At 59.4% G+C, this 15,698-nt stretch carries 12 protein-coding genes; 9 read left to right on the forward strand and 3 right to left on the reverse strand.

The window, feature by feature from the left end; all coding sequences use genetic code 11:
• Positions 1–28: 28 nt before the first annotated feature.
• Both ACA064_RS11895 and ACA064_RS11900 read left to right on the forward strand, forming a co-directional pair.
• Complete coding sequence (locus ACA064_RS11895) at positions 29–3,112, forward strand: Ig-like domain-containing protein (RefSeq protein WP_497673520.1); 3,084 nt, start codon at positions 29–31, stop codon at positions 3,110–3,112.
• A 587-nt stretch (positions 3,113–3,699) separates the two neighbouring features.
• Complete coding sequence (locus ACA064_RS11900; protein WP_497673521.1) at positions 3,700–5,709, forward strand: putative bifunctional diguanylate cyclase/phosphodiesterase; 2,010 nt, start codon at positions 3,700–3,702, stop codon at positions 5,707–5,709.
• 500 nt (positions 5,710–6,209) lie between these two features.
• Here ACA064_RS11900 and ACA064_RS11905 read toward each other — a convergent pair whose 3' ends face one another.
• On the reverse strand, positions 6,210–6,881 hold the full coding sequence (locus ACA064_RS11905; protein WP_497673522.1) for a class I SAM-dependent methyltransferase: 672 nt from the start codon (positions 6,879–6,881) through the stop codon (positions 6,210–6,212).
• Between the two features lie 42 nt (positions 6,882–6,923).
• Between ACA064_RS11905 and ACA064_RS11910 the strand changes: the two genes are divergently transcribed.
• Both ACA064_RS11910 and ACA064_RS11915 read left to right on the forward strand, forming a co-directional pair.
• Positions 6,924–7,130 carry a hypothetical protein gene (locus ACA064_RS11910; RefSeq protein ID WP_497673523.1) on the forward strand — a complete coding sequence of 69 codons (207 nt, stop codon included), beginning with the start codon at positions 6,924–6,926 and terminating at the stop codon, positions 7,128–7,130.
• Between the two features lie 48 nt (positions 7,131–7,178).
• Positions 7,179–7,916 (forward strand): SDR family oxidoreductase, encoded by a 738-nt coding sequence (locus ACA064_RS11915; RefSeq protein ID WP_497673524.1) that lies wholly within the window; start codon positions 7,179–7,181, stop codon positions 7,914–7,916.
• A gap of 86 nt (positions 7,917–8,002) precedes the next feature.
• Here ACA064_RS11915 and ahr read toward each other — a convergent pair whose 3' ends face one another.
• Entirely contained in the window at positions 8,003–9,034 is a 1,032-nt protein-coding gene (gene ahr / locus ACA064_RS11920; protein WP_497673525.1) for an NADPH-dependent aldehyde reductase Ahr, read from the reverse strand.
• A gap of 458 nt (positions 9,035–9,492) precedes the next feature.
• Positions 9,493–10,875, reverse strand: a complete 1,383-nt coding sequence (locus ACA064_RS11925) for an aminotransferase-like domain-containing protein (RefSeq protein ID WP_497673526.1) — start codon at positions 10,873–10,875, stop codon at positions 9,493–9,495.
• 291 nt (positions 10,876–11,166) lie between these two features.
• On the opposite strand from ACA064_RS11925, the gene ACA064_RS11930 reads away from it, so the two are divergent.
• From ACA064_RS11930 to ACA064_RS11950, 5 genes are all read left to right on the forward strand, one after another.
• Complete coding sequence (locus ACA064_RS11930; protein ID WP_497673527.1) at positions 11,167–11,937, forward strand: transporter substrate-binding domain-containing protein; 771 nt, start codon at positions 11,167–11,169, stop codon at positions 11,935–11,937.
• A 58-nt stretch (positions 11,938–11,995) separates the two neighbouring features.
• Positions 11,996–13,111, forward strand: a complete 1,116-nt coding sequence (locus ACA064_RS11935) for a succinylglutamate desuccinylase/aspartoacylase family protein (protein ID WP_497673528.1) — start codon at positions 11,996–11,998, stop codon at positions 13,109–13,111.
• A 142-nt stretch (positions 13,112–13,253) separates the two neighbouring features.
• On the forward strand, positions 13,254–13,940 hold the full coding sequence (locus ACA064_RS11940) for an ABC transporter permease (RefSeq protein ID WP_497673529.1): 687 nt from the start codon (positions 13,254–13,256) through the stop codon (positions 13,938–13,940).
• A 2-nt stretch (positions 13,941–13,942) separates the two neighbouring features.
• A complete protein-coding gene (locus tag ACA064_RS11945) occupies positions 13,943–14,647 on the forward strand; it encodes an ABC transporter permease (protein WP_497673530.1) in 705 nt (234 codons plus the stop codon).
• 30 nt (positions 14,648–14,677) lie between these two features.
• The gene (locus ACA064_RS11950; protein ID WP_497673531.1) at positions 14,678–15,442 is read left to right on the forward strand and encodes an ABC transporter ATP-binding protein; all 765 of its coding nucleotides are present in this window, start codon (positions 14,678–14,680) and stop codon (positions 15,440–15,442) included.
• The last annotated feature ends 256 nt before the right edge of the window (positions 15,443–15,698 follow it).

Consider the following 15,698-nt stretch of genomic DNA (forward strand, 5'->3'; position numbering starts at 1 on the left):
ACGCGAATAACGGGCCAGGAATACCAATATGAAAGCCGATCTCACCCGCTCCACCGACAAGCAGGACCAGCACTACCGCGCCGTACGCATGCAGCAGGGGCGGGTGCAGCTGGATGCGGACTGGAACGAACAGCAGGACATTCTCAATCGCCGGATCGAGACCGAAACCGTCGATACCCTTGGCCATAGTGGCGGACCCTTGGCCAACCCGGGTTTTCTGCTGACCGGCAACGGCAAGAACATCGGCATCGGCGTCGGCCATTACTACGTCGAAGGCTTGCTCTGCGAAAACGCCAGCCCGGTGACCGCGACCAGCCAGCCTCATTTGCCGGGCAATGCCTCCCCGGTGCTGCCGGTCAATGCCAGTCTGCTGCCACTGCCGCCGGCGAACGCGCCGCAGCTTGTCGAGATCAAGGTCTACGACAACAACGCAGCGCCCATCGACCCTCCGGACGGGCTCTACCTTGGTTATCTCGAAGCCTGGCTGCGGCATATCACGGCCCTGGAAGACCCGCTGATCCGCGAAGTCGCCCTCGGCGGGCCGGACAGCGCGACCCGCGACCAATTGCTGTGGCAAGTCAAGCTACTGCGTGCCGGTGACCTCGGCGCCAACCTCAACTGCCTGAGCGCGCTGCCGGCCTGGACCGCCCTGACCACGGCAGTCGATGGCAAGCTGGCGGCCCGCGCCGAACCCAGCACACCGCCCAAGGACCCCTGCCTGCTGGCGCCGGAAGCGGGCTATCGGCGCCTGGAAAACCAGTTGTATCGCGTCGAGATCCACGACGACGGCAGCGTTTCAACCGACCAGCGCTACAAATGGTCGCGTGACAACGGCAGTATCGTGACCCGCGTGACCCGTTGGCTGGGCGAGCCGACGGCGGACGAGTTCGAGGTCGCCAGCATTGGCCGAGATGCGTATCTTGCGATCACGGCCGGCTGCTGGCTGGAATTCTTCGACGACACCTTCGAACTGCTCGGCCGGCCCGGAACCCTGGTTCAGGTGCTCAAGACCGAAGGCAACCTGGTCACCCTGGATCTGGCCAGCGCCACCGGGCCCCTGGACAAGGCGCTGTACCTGAACAACCCGCGCGTACGGCGCTGGGAGGGGTGGGCGAAGATGGCCCCGGTGGCCGCCAATCTGAACAGCGGCTGGGTTGAGCTGGAGGATGGCGTCGAGATCAAATTCATCCCCGGCACATACCGCGTCGGGGATTTCTGGACCATTCCCGCACGTACCGCTACCGCGGACATCGAGTGGCCGATGGCGGCCAACAAACCCGCCTTCCAGGCACCCCAGGGGGTGTTGCGCGTCTTCACCCGACTGGCGTTGCTCAACTGCCAGGCCGGGGTCTGGAGCACCTTGTCCGACTGTCGCCAGCTGTTTCCGGCGTTGACCGAACTGACCAACCTTTATTACGTCGGTGGCGACGGCCAGGAGGTGATGCCCAACCCGTTGGCCCCACAAAACCTGCCGTTGCCCAGCCCTTTGGAAGTCGCGGTGTTCAATGGCAAGTTCCCGGTAGCCGGGGCCGAGGTCAGCTTCAGCGTCAGTCACGGCACGTTGCCCAACGGCACCGACACTCAGATCATCGCCACCGGCGCGGACGGTATCGCCAGCGCTGCCTGGAGCCTGGCACCCAGCGTGCTGAATCAGACCTGCACGGCGCAATTGCTCGAAGCCGGCCAGGCAGCGACCGGCAAATACAACGTCCTGCATTTCTCCGCCAGCCTGTCTGTGGCGGCACAGGTCGCCTATGACCCGGCGAAGTGTGCCGACATGGCCGCCCAGGGCATTCATACCGTACAGGACGCCCTCGACGCGCTCTGTCAAAAATCCCACAGCGGTGGCTGCTGCTCCAGTGTCGGTGTCGGCGGCGAGTTCGAGAACCTCGACGTCGCGCTCAAAGTGTTGCTCGAACAGGACAAACGCGACATCTGCCTGTGCCTGCTCCCCGGCGAACACCGCCTGGCCGACAGCATCGACCTGGTCGCGCCGGATGGCACCCATCTCTTCATCCACGGCAGCGGCCCCGCCAGCCGGCTGGTGCTGCGCAATCAGGAATTCAATTTTTTCGATTTCGCTTCTCTGACGTTTCAGGATTTCGACATCATCGCGCCAGGCGACAACCTGAGCTTGCGTTTTCAAGGCTGTCAGCAAATGCGCTTGCAGCGGATGCGCCTGTCGGGGCTGACGGTACCCGGCATCAGCCTGGTACAGATCGCAGACGCTCAGCGCATCGACCTGAGCGCTTGCCTGATCAATGCCTACTCGTCGAGTGGGCCGCAACACGCCCGGGATCTGCTGGATGCCATACCCTTGCTCGTCCCCCTGGAGAATGCGTTGAATACCGACGAGGGCGAGCTTTTTGCGGCGATCCCGAGCAAGGTGCTCGACGTCCTGGCAGCATACAGCGCGGCTCAGCGCAAGGCTTTCGGGCAACAGGTGGACCGCCTTCAGTTGGTCCTCAACACCCATGAACTGTTGGCATTGTCGGCACTGCGCAGGGAAATCCAGACGGGGGCGAACCAACGCCGGCTCGCACTCTCGCTGGATCGGTTGCGCACTGAGCTGCTGCTTAACCGCACCGGCTTCGCCTTGGCCCTGGCTGATGCCGATGCCGACACCTTGCTGGCGGACAACTATATCAACGGCCGCGTGTCCTTGTACGGCGAGGCCAAGAGCGACGAAGCGCTGGACCTCGATCTGCTGAAGAACCTGGGCGTGGCGTTGAGTCGGGGCCGCGTCCGACTCAACCCCGGCAATGGCGAGCTACGCCTGCGCAATAACCGCTTGCGCGAGTTGCGCCTGGGCGATGAGATGCTGGAGCGTTTGCGACAACTGGCCGGTGCACCCGACGGAGGCGTGCTTGAAGGTTGCTATCGCGGCCTGCTGGCGGACGCCAATACATTGGTGGGCACGGAAAACCTGTTGCTGGCGTCGAATCTGGCCCTGAGCCAGAACCAGCTGAGCCTCTTCGGTCACATCGCCGCGTGTATCGCTTCCCAAGGCAAGTACATCGGCAACTTCACCAGCGAATCGATCCTGTTCCTGCTGGGCCACAAGGCGACCCAACAGTTCGCCAATGCCGGGCTGATTTTCAGCGAGCTGTAGCAGGGCGCAGATACAGGAGGGGATTGGCGCCGAACACAAAATATTGGTCGTGCAGTGGTTTAATTCCCCCGGACCAATCGGGTACTTCTTTTAGCCGATTCCCCAAGTAAACTGCGCAAGTTTGAGTTTCTAACATATTTTCACACAGCCTGGACCCCTAGCGGCCACTTACTTTGGTCGATTTCAAATTATTTAATCGTGACTATTATTATCGAAATTAAAAGATCGGGCCTGAACACTCTATGACGAACCCATCTGTTTGAATGCCTTGAGGGAGCGGGGTTCAGCGCTTCTCAACAACCTTGATCAAGTTGACTGAGGTCCTCAGGGCTCGAAGCGGGTTGCGGCTTAGGTCCAATAGAAACCACGGCTTGCCCATGAGAAGGTGCGGGAAGGGTTGATAGAGTCTATTCAGACTCAGGTTGTTTTACAGTCCATTTGAATATCACTTAGCTGTTTTTAGATCCGTTAACACTGCACAGCCATTATCGAATACTCAAGGTTAATTTTCGAGTTCGACTATGCTCAAGTTTTTGGTGGACATTGCCAATAAGAATGGAATCAGCCACTTCTCCCTGAGGTAGCGCATGAGCAATTTACCGCCAGCAAGTCCGGTGCATCCTGAAGTCTTTGCGCCAGTGATTGCCGTACCCAGGTTTATGCGCTGGAGCAAAACAATACCCAGCAGGTGGGCACGCTATGGTCTGGTCGCCGTACTGCTGGCAATCAGCGGCTTTGCGGTATGGTCTTCAATTACCACCGGACGCCTGGGGAAGGAGGCGATCGCCTCGAGCCTTCTGTCCGACCACTACATAGCGGCTGCAATTGCCGTGGCAGCTGCCGAGTCTCTGGAGCGTAAATATCGGCTGGATCCCAGCCCGGAAGTACGTCGTAACTTCAAGAATGTCGTAGCGCAGCTGACCCTTGCACTCGAGCGTGTTCACCGTTCCGGATCGCCTGCGGAACACCTTGTTGTCGAGGATGTTCGCACGGCACTGACTCCCTACCTGGAAAGCATCAACAAGATGTTCGACGCCGTCGACCGTGGAGATGACGCGCAGGTGCGCCGGATCGACAACGAAGAGTGCGACCCGCGGTTCGAGAAGATTGAAACAGTCGTCCTGCAAGCATCGGCCGATCACCACCAGGAGTCGATCGTGGCGCTGGAGAAGCTGCGCACACGGGAGTCCTTCAACGCCAATACCACTCCCATCGTTTTTATCGCCGGGCTGCTCCTCGCCGGTTTGTTCACCAAGGTGCTGCGGCGCACTCGTATCGAACTCGACAGTCAACGCAAGGACGCCTTGCACGCTTCGCTGCATGACAAGCTCACCGGGCTGGCCAACCGGACTCTCCTGGCCGACCGCTTCGAGCAGGCACTGCGCCTGGGGCGCCGCCATGGGTCAAGCACAGGTCTGTTGCTGATCGACCTTGACCGATTCAAGGAAGTCAACGACACCCTGGGACACCACTACGGGGACCGCCTGCTCGACCAGATCGGCAAGCGGCTGATCAGCGAAGCACGGGAAATCGACACGGTCGCCCGCTTGGGAGGCGACGAGTTTGCCATTCTGTTGCCCGAAGTAGAGGGCCTGGACGGGGCTTTGAAAGCAGCGCGACGGCTGCACACCGCGATCACTGCCTCTTTTTTAATCGACGGAGTCGACCTTGATGTCGAAGCCAGCTTTGGTGTGGTGGTTTCCGGCCTGCACGGCGATGATCCTTCGACGCTCATGCAGCGCGCCGACATCGCCATGTATGCAGCCAAGAAGCAGGGCAAGGGGATACTCGCCTACGACCCGAAGTCGGATCGGCGCACACCGGAACGCCTTGCGATGCTCGGTGAGCTGCGCCGCGGTCTGGATCGCGGCGAATTGTTCCTGGAATACCAACCAAAAGTCAGCCTGAGCACAGGAAAAGTCACCGGCGTCGAGGCGCTGGTGCGCTGGCAACACCCGGTACGCGGCCTGGTGCGCCCGGACGAGTTCATCCCCTTCGCCGAGCTCACCGGGATCATCGGCTCCCTGACTTATTACGTGCTCAATCTCGCCCTGGCTCAGGTACGGGCCTGGGCCGACGCCGGGATATGCATACCGGTTGCCGTGAACATTTCTGCACGCAACCTGTTGGACGACAAGCTGGTGTTTCAGATTGTCGAACTGCTTGAGCACCACAAACTGACCCCGAACATGCTGGTGATCGAAGTGACCGAGTCGGCCATCATGCTCGACTCCCATGCTGCTCGTTCCATCCTGATACAGCTTCACGGGATGGGCATCCATATCGCCATCGATGATTTCGGCGCCGGCTATACCAGCCTGGCTCAGTTGAAGGACCTGCCGATCAGCGAACTCAAGATCGACAAGTCCTTTGTACTGGCCATGCAAAGCGATCAGGCCAACGAGCTGATCGTGCGAAGCGTCGTCGACCTTGGGCACAACCTCGGCATGTCGGTCATCGCCGAAGGCGTAGAAACAGCCGACGTGCTCGATGCGCTGGGCGGTTATCACTGCGACACCGCCCAGGGTTTTCATGTTTGCCGACCGGTAAGCGCCGAAGCGTTCATGCAGTGGTATGTAGAACGAGAGCGCAAGTAGCTCAACAGCCTCTCACCGATTCGGGGAGTAGCCGCGCTGAAGTGTCACAGAAAGACCATCCAGGTTTTTTTGAGGTATAAAAGTAGGTCTCTCCCATGGACGCGCCTGCTTTCGGACCCATTGCGGATGTACAGCAAACAGACAGGGTCTGTTAGTCAGTTCCGTATAGTCCAGAGCATTGTCTGAACCAAATTTACGAGGGGGCAAATGAAGTGCAACGCCTGGTCATTGCTCGCGCGATCTTTGGCAAGGACTGCGTTGGCTGATTCCTGGGCACCGCGCTAGAGGCGACCAGGCTGCTGAGCAACAGACTGAATCTGCTTTCCCATGCCATGCAGCGACAATTTCGGCTTTAGTCAGCGAGCAAGCGGTACTGTCTGGATAAATCGCCTCGAAATAGTGGTCGGGCGTCAGGGGCTGCTTCTGGGCCGTTTGCCGCCCTTGGCGAACTGTAACTTTGGGCTTTCAACAGCCACGCCACTCAAACCAGGTGTGGGGGCTCACCTCCGCTGCTCGGCCACCAACAGCAACGACTGCGGCACAGGATTTTGCGGGTGCTGCGGCTCCTGCAGGCCGGCCAGCCGAAAACCGGCCATGTCCAGAGCATTGAGCCAACTGGACAAGGTGCGGAAGTACCATGGCATGGGTTGCCACTGCCCCTTGAACCCAGCGAAGGTCTCTTTCCGCCAACCATCCTGATAGTCGCCCGCCGCCGCGGTCCACGGATGCAGCGTCTGGATCACCAGCGCGCCGCCAAGGGCGAGCAGGGCGTTCATGGCGGCGAGGAGAGGGATGATGTCCTGGTGCAGCAGGGCGAAGTTGGCGCAGATCAGGTTGTAGTCGCTGCCGATGTCCACCTTCGCCTCCACCAACTCTTCATAGCTCGCCAAATGCACCAGCGAAGAACCCGCCTCCCGTGCCGCCTCGACCAGCGTCGCATCGCCATCCACACCGACCGCCTTGATGGCCCGTTCAGCCAGCGCACGCAACAGCCAGCCCTCGCCGCAGCCCAGGTCGAGCACGCGCTCGGGCTGGCGGCCTAGCACCGCCAGCAGGATTGCCTGGTCGGTGACCTTGAGGCGGCTTTCGATGGTGCCGGTGCGGATGGCTTCGATCCAGGATTGGGCGTTGTGGTGCCAGCTTTGGAGGAGGGTGGATTCGGGGGCGGGCATTTCGGTGTCCAGAGTTGTTGTTTGGATAAAAGGATAGGACAAATGCTGGTGGATCGGACCTTGTCGGTGACGCTTAACCTGCGTCCGATCGAAATGCTGGCAGGCAAGATCCTGCAAACATGTGTCGTGCTCGCCATCCAGGCGATCAGAACGACGGCGGGAACGATAAAGCTACGGCAGGATCAGGCAATCTGTCAGAAGGATCCGGCTAACTGGCGGCCTGCCGTTACCCCTAATCTGAACGGGTAGCGAGACACCATGCTCGCGTCACCCATCTTCAAGTGAAGGATTATGGTCATGTCGAATATCTCGAAAAAAGTAGTTGTGATCACTGGCGCCAGCAGCGGTATTGGCGAGGCGACGGCGCGTCTTTTAGCCAGCAAGGGCGCCTGTGTCGTGCTCGGCGCACGTCGTACGGATCGCCTCGAAGTGCTCTGCAACGAGATCAACGCCGACGGGGGAAATGCCCGCTTTCAGGCGGTTGATGTCACCCGTCTATCCGATGTGCAAGCGCTTGTGGATCTCGCGGTCAGTCAGCATGGCCGGGTCGATGTGATCGTCAATAACGCCGGGGTCATGCCGCTGTCGAAGCTCGAGGCGTTGAAGGTCGCTGAATGGGATCAGATGATCGACGTCAACATTCGCGGAGTGCTGCACGGTATCGCGGCAGGCTTGCCTCTGATGCAGAGACAGAAGTCGGGTCAGTTCATCAATATCGCATCGATTGGCGCCTACACCGTCAGCCCCACAGCCTCTGTTTACTGCGCGACGAAGTTTGCAGTGCGCGCCATTTCGGAAGGATTGCGTCAGGAGGTCGGTGGAGACATTCGTGTCACCGTCATTTCGCCGGGGGTAACGGAATCCGAGTTGGCCGAGAGCATTTCAGACGAAGGCGGGCGGGCCGAGATGCGTGAGTTTCGCAAGATCTCAATCCCGTCCATGGCCGTTGCTCGAGCTATCGCTTATGCGGTTGAGCAACCTGATGATGTGGATGTGAGTGAACTGATTGTCCGCCCAACGGCTAGCCCGTTTTGATCTCGCATGGCTGAGAAAATCGTGCCCGATGTGCTCGAGTCGCGGAGGACGAAGGCGCGTGCGGCGTTACCCGACGCGCCAATCCGTCATTTACTGGCGTCCAGCACGACACGGTAGCGCGCCTTGCCACTGCGCAGGTGATCGATGGCTTCGTTGACCCGGCTCATGGGAAAGTGCTCGACCTGCGGCAGGATCTGATGACGTACGCAGAATTCCAGCATGGTCGCCGTGGTACCGGGCGAGCCGACCGGCGAGGCGGACAAGCTCTTTTGTTGGGGAATCAGGTCGGACACGTGCACTGGAATAGCGGCGGGCACCATGCCAACAAAATGCAGGCGCCCCTTGCCGCGCAGGGTTGCGAGCATGGCCGGCCAGTCGAGGTCGGCGTTGGCAGTGACCAGGAGAAAATCCAGGGTGCCGGCAATGGATTTCAGCGCGTTACTGTCGGTTGAGGCGATTACGTTGTGCGCGCCCAGGCGCCTGGCTTCGTCCTGCTTGCTCAACGACGAGGTAAAGGCCGTGACTTCGCAGCCCCAAGCGTTAAGGAAGCGTAGTGCCAGATGACCGAGGCCACCGATTCCCACCACACCGACCCGGTCAGTAGGCTTGACGTCGAACTCCACAAGCGGGTTGAACACCGTCGAGCCGGCGCAGAACAGTGGCCCGGCCATGACCGGGTCGAGTCCGTCCGGTATCGGAAGGGCCCAGGCCCAGTGCGAACGCAGGCGGTCGGCGAAGCCGCCGTTGCTGCCGATAATGGTGGGTTGGACTGTACGGCATAGGTGATGGGAGCCTCCGATACACGAGGAGCAATGCATGCAACTGCCCTTGTACCAACCAATACCCACCCGTTGTCCCACTTCGAGACTGCGTACCTGCGCGCCCACTCGCACGATACTGCCGACCACCTCGTGGCCGGGGATAAAGGGGTAGTGGCTAATGCCCCATTCGTTATCGATCAGCGACTGGTCGGAGTGGCAGACGCCGCAATACTCCACGGCGACTTCCACCTCCTCGTCCCCCAATGGACCGGGAGCGTAGCTATAGCGCTCCAGTGGAGCGCCGGCCGCCGTTGCGGCCCAGCCGGTGAAGGAAGTGAGTTCGGTGCTATTGCTCATTGGATACCTCCTGATCAGGAGACAGGGTTTTGGCAACTCAGGTGCCGCGGCGGAGCCAAGGAAGTGTAGCCTATCGCTTGCCGTCGTCTCGGTTGCCGATATCTTGGGGACAACACATTAACCGTTAAGCGATCACTCCATTTGAGCTACTTATCACCGCTACCCAGCATGGCAAGTCGAACTCAGAAGAAAACATACCTCAAGGACGGTCGGTGACACTCTTCGTTCGGCTGCTGATGCGTCCGAGGCCAATGCTGGACGGCCGCTATTTTCATGGCGCTGAATGACTGCTCTTGGCCGATTTCTGCCTGTCGTGACAGGCAGAAATCGACCCGCAGCTGCCGGTGAGCGCTGGCAAAATTCGGCCAATAGCGGTCATTACATTGAGAGCCCCCCAGTCGTTAACCGACCCACAGGCCAAGAAAAAACTTAATGTCGTGTCCGGAATTAGTTGACCACTACAAGTTCTGATGGGCTTCGGCTAGAAAGCTCCAGACAGATGGGTTCTCGCTGAAAGCCACGTTGAAACGCAGCCAAGGCGTGGCTTGCAGGGAAGGGCGGAAGATACAGCCGGGTGATAGCAGGATGTTCTGCTTGAGTCCGGCACGCGTCAGAGCCACTGGATCAAAATCGGCCTTGCTACTGCCGATCCACAGGTAGGGAGTGGGGGCGGCGGGCGCCCAGCATTGCCAGCCGAGTTGTTGCAATTGCTGTCGCGCGGACAATTGCGCGTTGAACAGCCGAGCGCTCAACTTCTGGCAGCGTTTGCGCTGGGTGCCGTCGTTGAGCATCTGCAGTGCTAATTGTTCACTCAGTTGCGAACTGTACAGCCCGGTGGTCATCTTGTAATGCAGCAGGGCTTCGGCCACCGCCGGTTCCGCAGTGATGAAGCCGACGCGTAGCGAGGCGGCCAGAGTCTTGGAGAAGCTGCCGATGTGGATAACCCGCTGCAGATTGTCCAGGGCCGCCAGCGGTGCCTGATTGTCGCCGACCAACTGACCGGACACATCGTCCTCAACGATCCAGCAGTCATGGGTGTCGGCCAGTTGCAGCACACGATGCGCCACGGCCGGGCTGTAACTGGCCCCGGTCGGGTTCTGCAGCCAGGGATTTGTGAAGAATGCTTTGGGTTGATGCAGCGCCAGTAGCTCGTCGAGTTTTTCCACATCCGGCCCCTGCGGTGTCCAGGGTACACCGATGGCTTTGACCTTGTGATCGCGCAGGTTGGCCAGCAGGTTGATGTAGCCGGGGTCATCCACCAGCACGCAGTCTCCGGGTTGCAGCAGGGCGCGGACCACCAGATTGAGCGCCTGGCTGGCACCGTTGGTGAGCACAATATGGTCTATGTGCGCGGGAACGCCGCGATCACTCAGGTAGCGCTGGATCCAGCTTCGCAAACCATGGTCGCCACGGGATTCACCATACTCGGTAATCAGCCCGCTGGAGCGACCCAGGGCGCGCATCGCCAAGTGCAGGCCTGGCTCATCCAGCCATGTGTACGGCAGACCGCCACTGCCTGGTTGCAGGGCATCCGCATCTGGGTGAAAGGCGTCATCCAGCAGCCAGTAAACATCGCTGAGCGGCGCTGTGATGCGCTGCTGCTCGATGCTAAGGGTGGTTTGCGCGACAAAGAAACCATCGCCTTTGCGCGCCTCGACATAGCCCAAAGCAACCAGACGGTCGTATGCCTGAACCACGGTGAAGGTGCTGACATCGAACTCCTTGGCCGCGGCACGGATAGACGGCAGGCGAGTGCTCTGGGCCAGTTGGCCGTGTTCGATGCGCTGGGAAAAGTGCTCTACCAGCTGACCGATGAGTGAGGTTTTACGAGCAAGTTCCATTGGCTGGGGGAGGTATCCGCTGGCTGAGGGGCAATGGCCGCCATTTTAGGAGCGCTGGCCTTGGAAAGGAAGTTGCCGGTGCAGTCGTCAGGGGAGGATCGGTCTTTTGTCAATCACTGGGTCTACCTGCCTGTGCAGGGCGGTCGCGCGCCCCGATTTTTCGTCGCCCCCTGTACAGGTTTTTCAGCTGATACAGGTGCGGTCCATTTAGGGGCTGCTGTGTATGGAGCCTGAACGCAGAAGAGATAACGTGGAGGGGCGTTACCAGCACTCATCAAAGGAACACCCCAGATGCGCACAATAAAAAGAATACTCATCGGCTCTTTCATCTTCGCCAGTTGCAGTTTTGCCCAGGCAGAAACCCCAATCGTCCGGATTGCCATTGAGGGAGCCTACCCTCCGTACAATTTCGTCAATCCGGACGGCAGCCTCGGTGGCTTCGATGTCGACATCTCCAACGCCCTATGCGCGGAGATGAAAGTCCAGTGCAAGCTGATCAAGCAGGACTGGGACGGCATCATTCCCGGGCTGATGGCGAAGAAGTACGACACCATTGTCTCCTCCATGGCGATTACCCCGGAGCGCGAGCAAAAGGTAGCATTCTCGGACAAGTATGAGGGCGGCTACTCCATGCTGTTCGGCAGCAAGAGTCTGACCGACAGCAGCCCGGCGGCCCTGCAGGGCAAGGTCATCGCTGTGCAAAAAGGCTCGATTCAGGAGAACTTCGCCAAGGATTACTACGAGAAGGCCGGCATCCGGGTACAGCGCTACCCGGATACACAGACGGCGCTGATGGATCTGAACGCCGGACGGGTGGACGTCGTGGTGCTGGAAGTCGGGATTATCTACGACACGCAGAAAGATCCGAACCTGGGCGCCTACCATGCCTTTGGCGAGCAGTTTAATGATCCCAAGTACTTTGGCACAGGCTCCGGGATTGCCATGCGCAAGGGTGATCAGGCCCTGCTTGGGCAATTCAATCAGGCGCTCAAGACCATTCTCGCCAATGGCACCTACAAGCAGATAAACGACAAGTACTTCCCGTACAACCAGTACGAGTGATGTCTCATCTGGCGTCGGCTTTGCCACGCCAGACGAATCTTTCAATTTGGATATCCCCATGCGACAGCAGCAACATGCGCTTGTAGTGCAAACCTTGGGCAGCCCGCGCGAAATCATCAGCCTGCACTTCGGCCCGCAAGGGCAGGGGCGCAAGGCTTACCTGCAGGCTGGCCTGCATGCCGACGAACACCCCGGCATGCTGGTGCTGCATCACCTGAAACTGCGCCTGCTGGAACTCGAGGCCGCTGGCCGGCTAACCGGTGAAGTGGTGCTGGTACCGATCGCCAACCCGATTGGTCTGAGCAACTACGTATTCGGTCGCCAGTTGGGGCGTTTCGAGCTGTCCAGCCGGGAAAACTTCAATCGTCACTACCTTGACCTGGCCGAACTGGTGCGTGAGCAGGTGGCCGATGAATTAGGAAAGGATGTCGACGCCAACGTGGCACTGATTCGCCAGTGCATGCGCAGCAGCCTGCAAGCGTTGCAGCCCCGCACCGAGCTTGAATCGATGCGCCTGACCCTGCTGCGGCTGGCCTGCGATGCCGACTGCGTGCTCGATTTGCACTGCGACAGCGAGGCCATGGTGCATCTCTATGTGCACAGCGAGCAGCAGGCCGAAGCCCGCGTGCTGGCGGGCCTGACCGGCGCGCATGCGACTCTGCATGCCCTGAAGCAGGGCGGCAGTTCCTTCGACGAAACCTTCACCGCTGCCTGGTATGACCTGCGTCAGGCTTTTGCGCAGCAGCCGATTTCCATGGCCACCTTCGCCGCCACGGTCGAGCTGCGCGGCACCAGTGATGTCAGCCATGAACTGGCTCAGGTCGATGCCGAGGCGCTGCTCGCCTACCTCGGTCACCTGGGTCTGATCGCCGATGCGCAGCCGATGGTGCCGCCGCCAGTGTACGAGCCGACGCCGCTGGCCGGGGTCGAGGTGCTAAATGCACCGCACTCCGGGCTGGTGGCTTACCGTGCGCCGATCGGCAGCTGGGTCGAGCCGGGCACCGTTTTGGCCGATGTTATCGATCCGCTGACTGATCGGGTCAGCACCCTCACCAGCAACACTTCCGGCGTGTTCTACGCGCGGGTGCTAGAGCGATTCACCGAAGCCAATACCGAGCTGACCTTCGTCGCAGGGCAAGTGCCGCTGCGTAATGGATGTTTGCTCGGTGCCTAAGGATTCATCCCTCGGTCAAGCAGGGCAGGTAACAGGAATAACAATAAGATGACCATGAAATTACGTTTCCCCGCCATGGCTGGATTCACCGGTTGGTGCGGCATTTTTGCTCGGTTACGCGTCAGCACGCCCTGGAGGAAACATGTTTAACGGATACCTCCCGGCAATTCTCGCTGGCGTGCTTACTACCCTTGAGGTGGCGCTGTTGGCGTTGCTGCTAGCCATTTTGCTGGGGCTGACTGGTGCCTGTCTCAAGCTCTCGCCATTCGCCTGGCTGCGCTGGCCGGCGCATCTGTACACAACCATCATGCGGGGCGTGCCAGACCTGGTGGCCATGCTACTGCTGTTCTATGGGATGCAGATTTTCTGCAACGTCTTCACCGAGGCTTACGGTTTGGCGCAATGGGATATCGATCCATATGTTGCCGGAGTCATTACCTTGGCACTGATTTACGGCGCGTACTTTTCCGAAACCTTTCGCGGTGCCTTTCTTGCTGTGCCGGCAGGCCAGCTGGAAGCAGGGGTTGCCTATGGCATGAGCCGCGCCCAGGTGTTTCGCCGTGTGCTGTTCCCCCAAATGATGCGCTTCGCTCTGCCCGGCCTGAGCAATAACTGGCTGGTGCTGCTCAAGAGCACCGCAATCGTGACCATGATCGGCCTGCAGGACATGACGTGGATGGCAGATCAGGCTGGTCGGGCCACTCGTCAACCGTTCCTGTTCTACATGCTGGTATGCCTGCTCTACCTGACCCTGACGGCCTGCTCTCAATATGCTCTCGGCACCTTGAGTAAACGTTATTCCCTTGGCGTTCGGCACGCGGAGATTTGATCATGATCGACCTGCAACCTCAGATCATCCTCGACAACTTGCCACTGTTTTTTGCCGGTTTGCTCATGACCCTCAAACTCACCGGCTGCTCCTTACTGATCGGCCTTCTGTTGGCCATGCCATTGGCGCGCCTGCGAGTGTCGCGCAATCGCTGGTTGAGTCAGTCAGTCCGGGCCTACACCTACTTTTTCCGCGGTACGCCGATGCTGCTGCAATTGCTGGTGTTGTATTACGGTTTGTCACAGTTCGAATGGGTACGTAACAGCCTGTTCTGGCCCTACCTGCGCGAGCCTTACTGGTGCGCCTTGATTGCCTTTGCGCTGAATACCTGCGCTTACACCACTGAAATTTTTGCAGGTTCCATGCGCAACATTCCACAGGGTGAGATCGAGGCCGCGCGTGCCTACGGGATGACTCCTATGACACTGCTGTGTCGGATAATCCTGCCGTCGGCCTTGCGGCGTGCCATCCCATCCTACAGTAATGAAGTGATTTTGATGCTACAGGGGTCATCCATCGCCAGTGCGGTAACCCTCATGGATCTCACAGGGGCAGGCCGCAGTGTCTACTCGGACTACTACGCACCGTTCGAGGCGTTTCTCTTTATCGGCATGGTTTACATGGTCATGACCTTCGCTCTGGTAGGCCTCTTCAGGCTACTGGAAGTGCGCTACCTGGCTTATTTGGCGCCACGCACGGCAAATTGAGTCGTCTTATACCGTTCAAGAGGAATAACAATGACAACCCTCGTCGTAGAAAATATTCACAAGCAATACGGCAACAAGGAGGTACTCAAGGGTGTTTCGCTGACTGCGCAAAAGGGCGATGTGATCAGCATCATCGGCTCCTCGGGTTCGGGTAAAAGTACCTTCCTGCGTTGCATCAACTTCCTGGAAAAACCCAATGCCGGGGCGATCCGCCTAGGCAGCGAAGACATTCGTCTGGGCACTGATCGCCGCGGTGAGTTGCAGGTGCTCGATCACCAGCAACTGCAGCGCATGCGCACCAGGCTGGCCATGGTGTTTCAGCACTTCAACCTGTGGTCGCACCTGACCGTACTTGAGAACGTTATCGAGGCGCCCATCCATGTGCTTGGCCTGAGTCGCGCCGCAGCATTGAACCGCGGTCAGAAGTATCTGCAGCAGGTGGGGCTCGGTGAGTTCGCCAATGTCTATCCGGCGCACTTGTCCGGCGGCCAGCAGCAGCGGGTGGCTATTGCTCGCGCGCTGGCCATGGAGCCGGACGTTTTGCTGTTCGACGAGCCGACTTCAGCCCTCGACCCGGAGCTGGTCGGCGAGGTGCTCAAGGTTATGCAGGGCCTGGCCGCCGAAGGCCGCACCATGATTGTAGTGACCCATGAGATGGCCTTTGCCCGTGAAGTATCGACTCAGGTGATCTTCCTGCACAACGGCCATATAGAGGAGCAAGGTACTCCCCAGCAAGTTTTCAGCCAGACCAAAAGCGAACGCCTGCGCCAATTTCTCTGCGGTGCTCTGAAGTAAGCCAGCCCTGACGCGGCAACGCCTGATAACAGAAACACCGTCACCAGGGACAAAGTCCTTCACTTGCTAAAATGCAGCGCTCTGTCCTTGACCGCCAGCGCTGCAAACCCTATGACGTTAGCCGGACTCGCTCGGCCACCTATACCCAAGGCGCGCATGCACGTTGGACTCTGCTGGTCGTTATGTTGTGCAAGGTGGCGTGGCCAAGGATCTCAATCCCGAGGAGCCCACCCCGGCTCTCCAATTGAAGTGAACA

The sequence above is a fragment of the Pseudomonas sp. LBUM1658 genome, assembly GCF_059716055.1.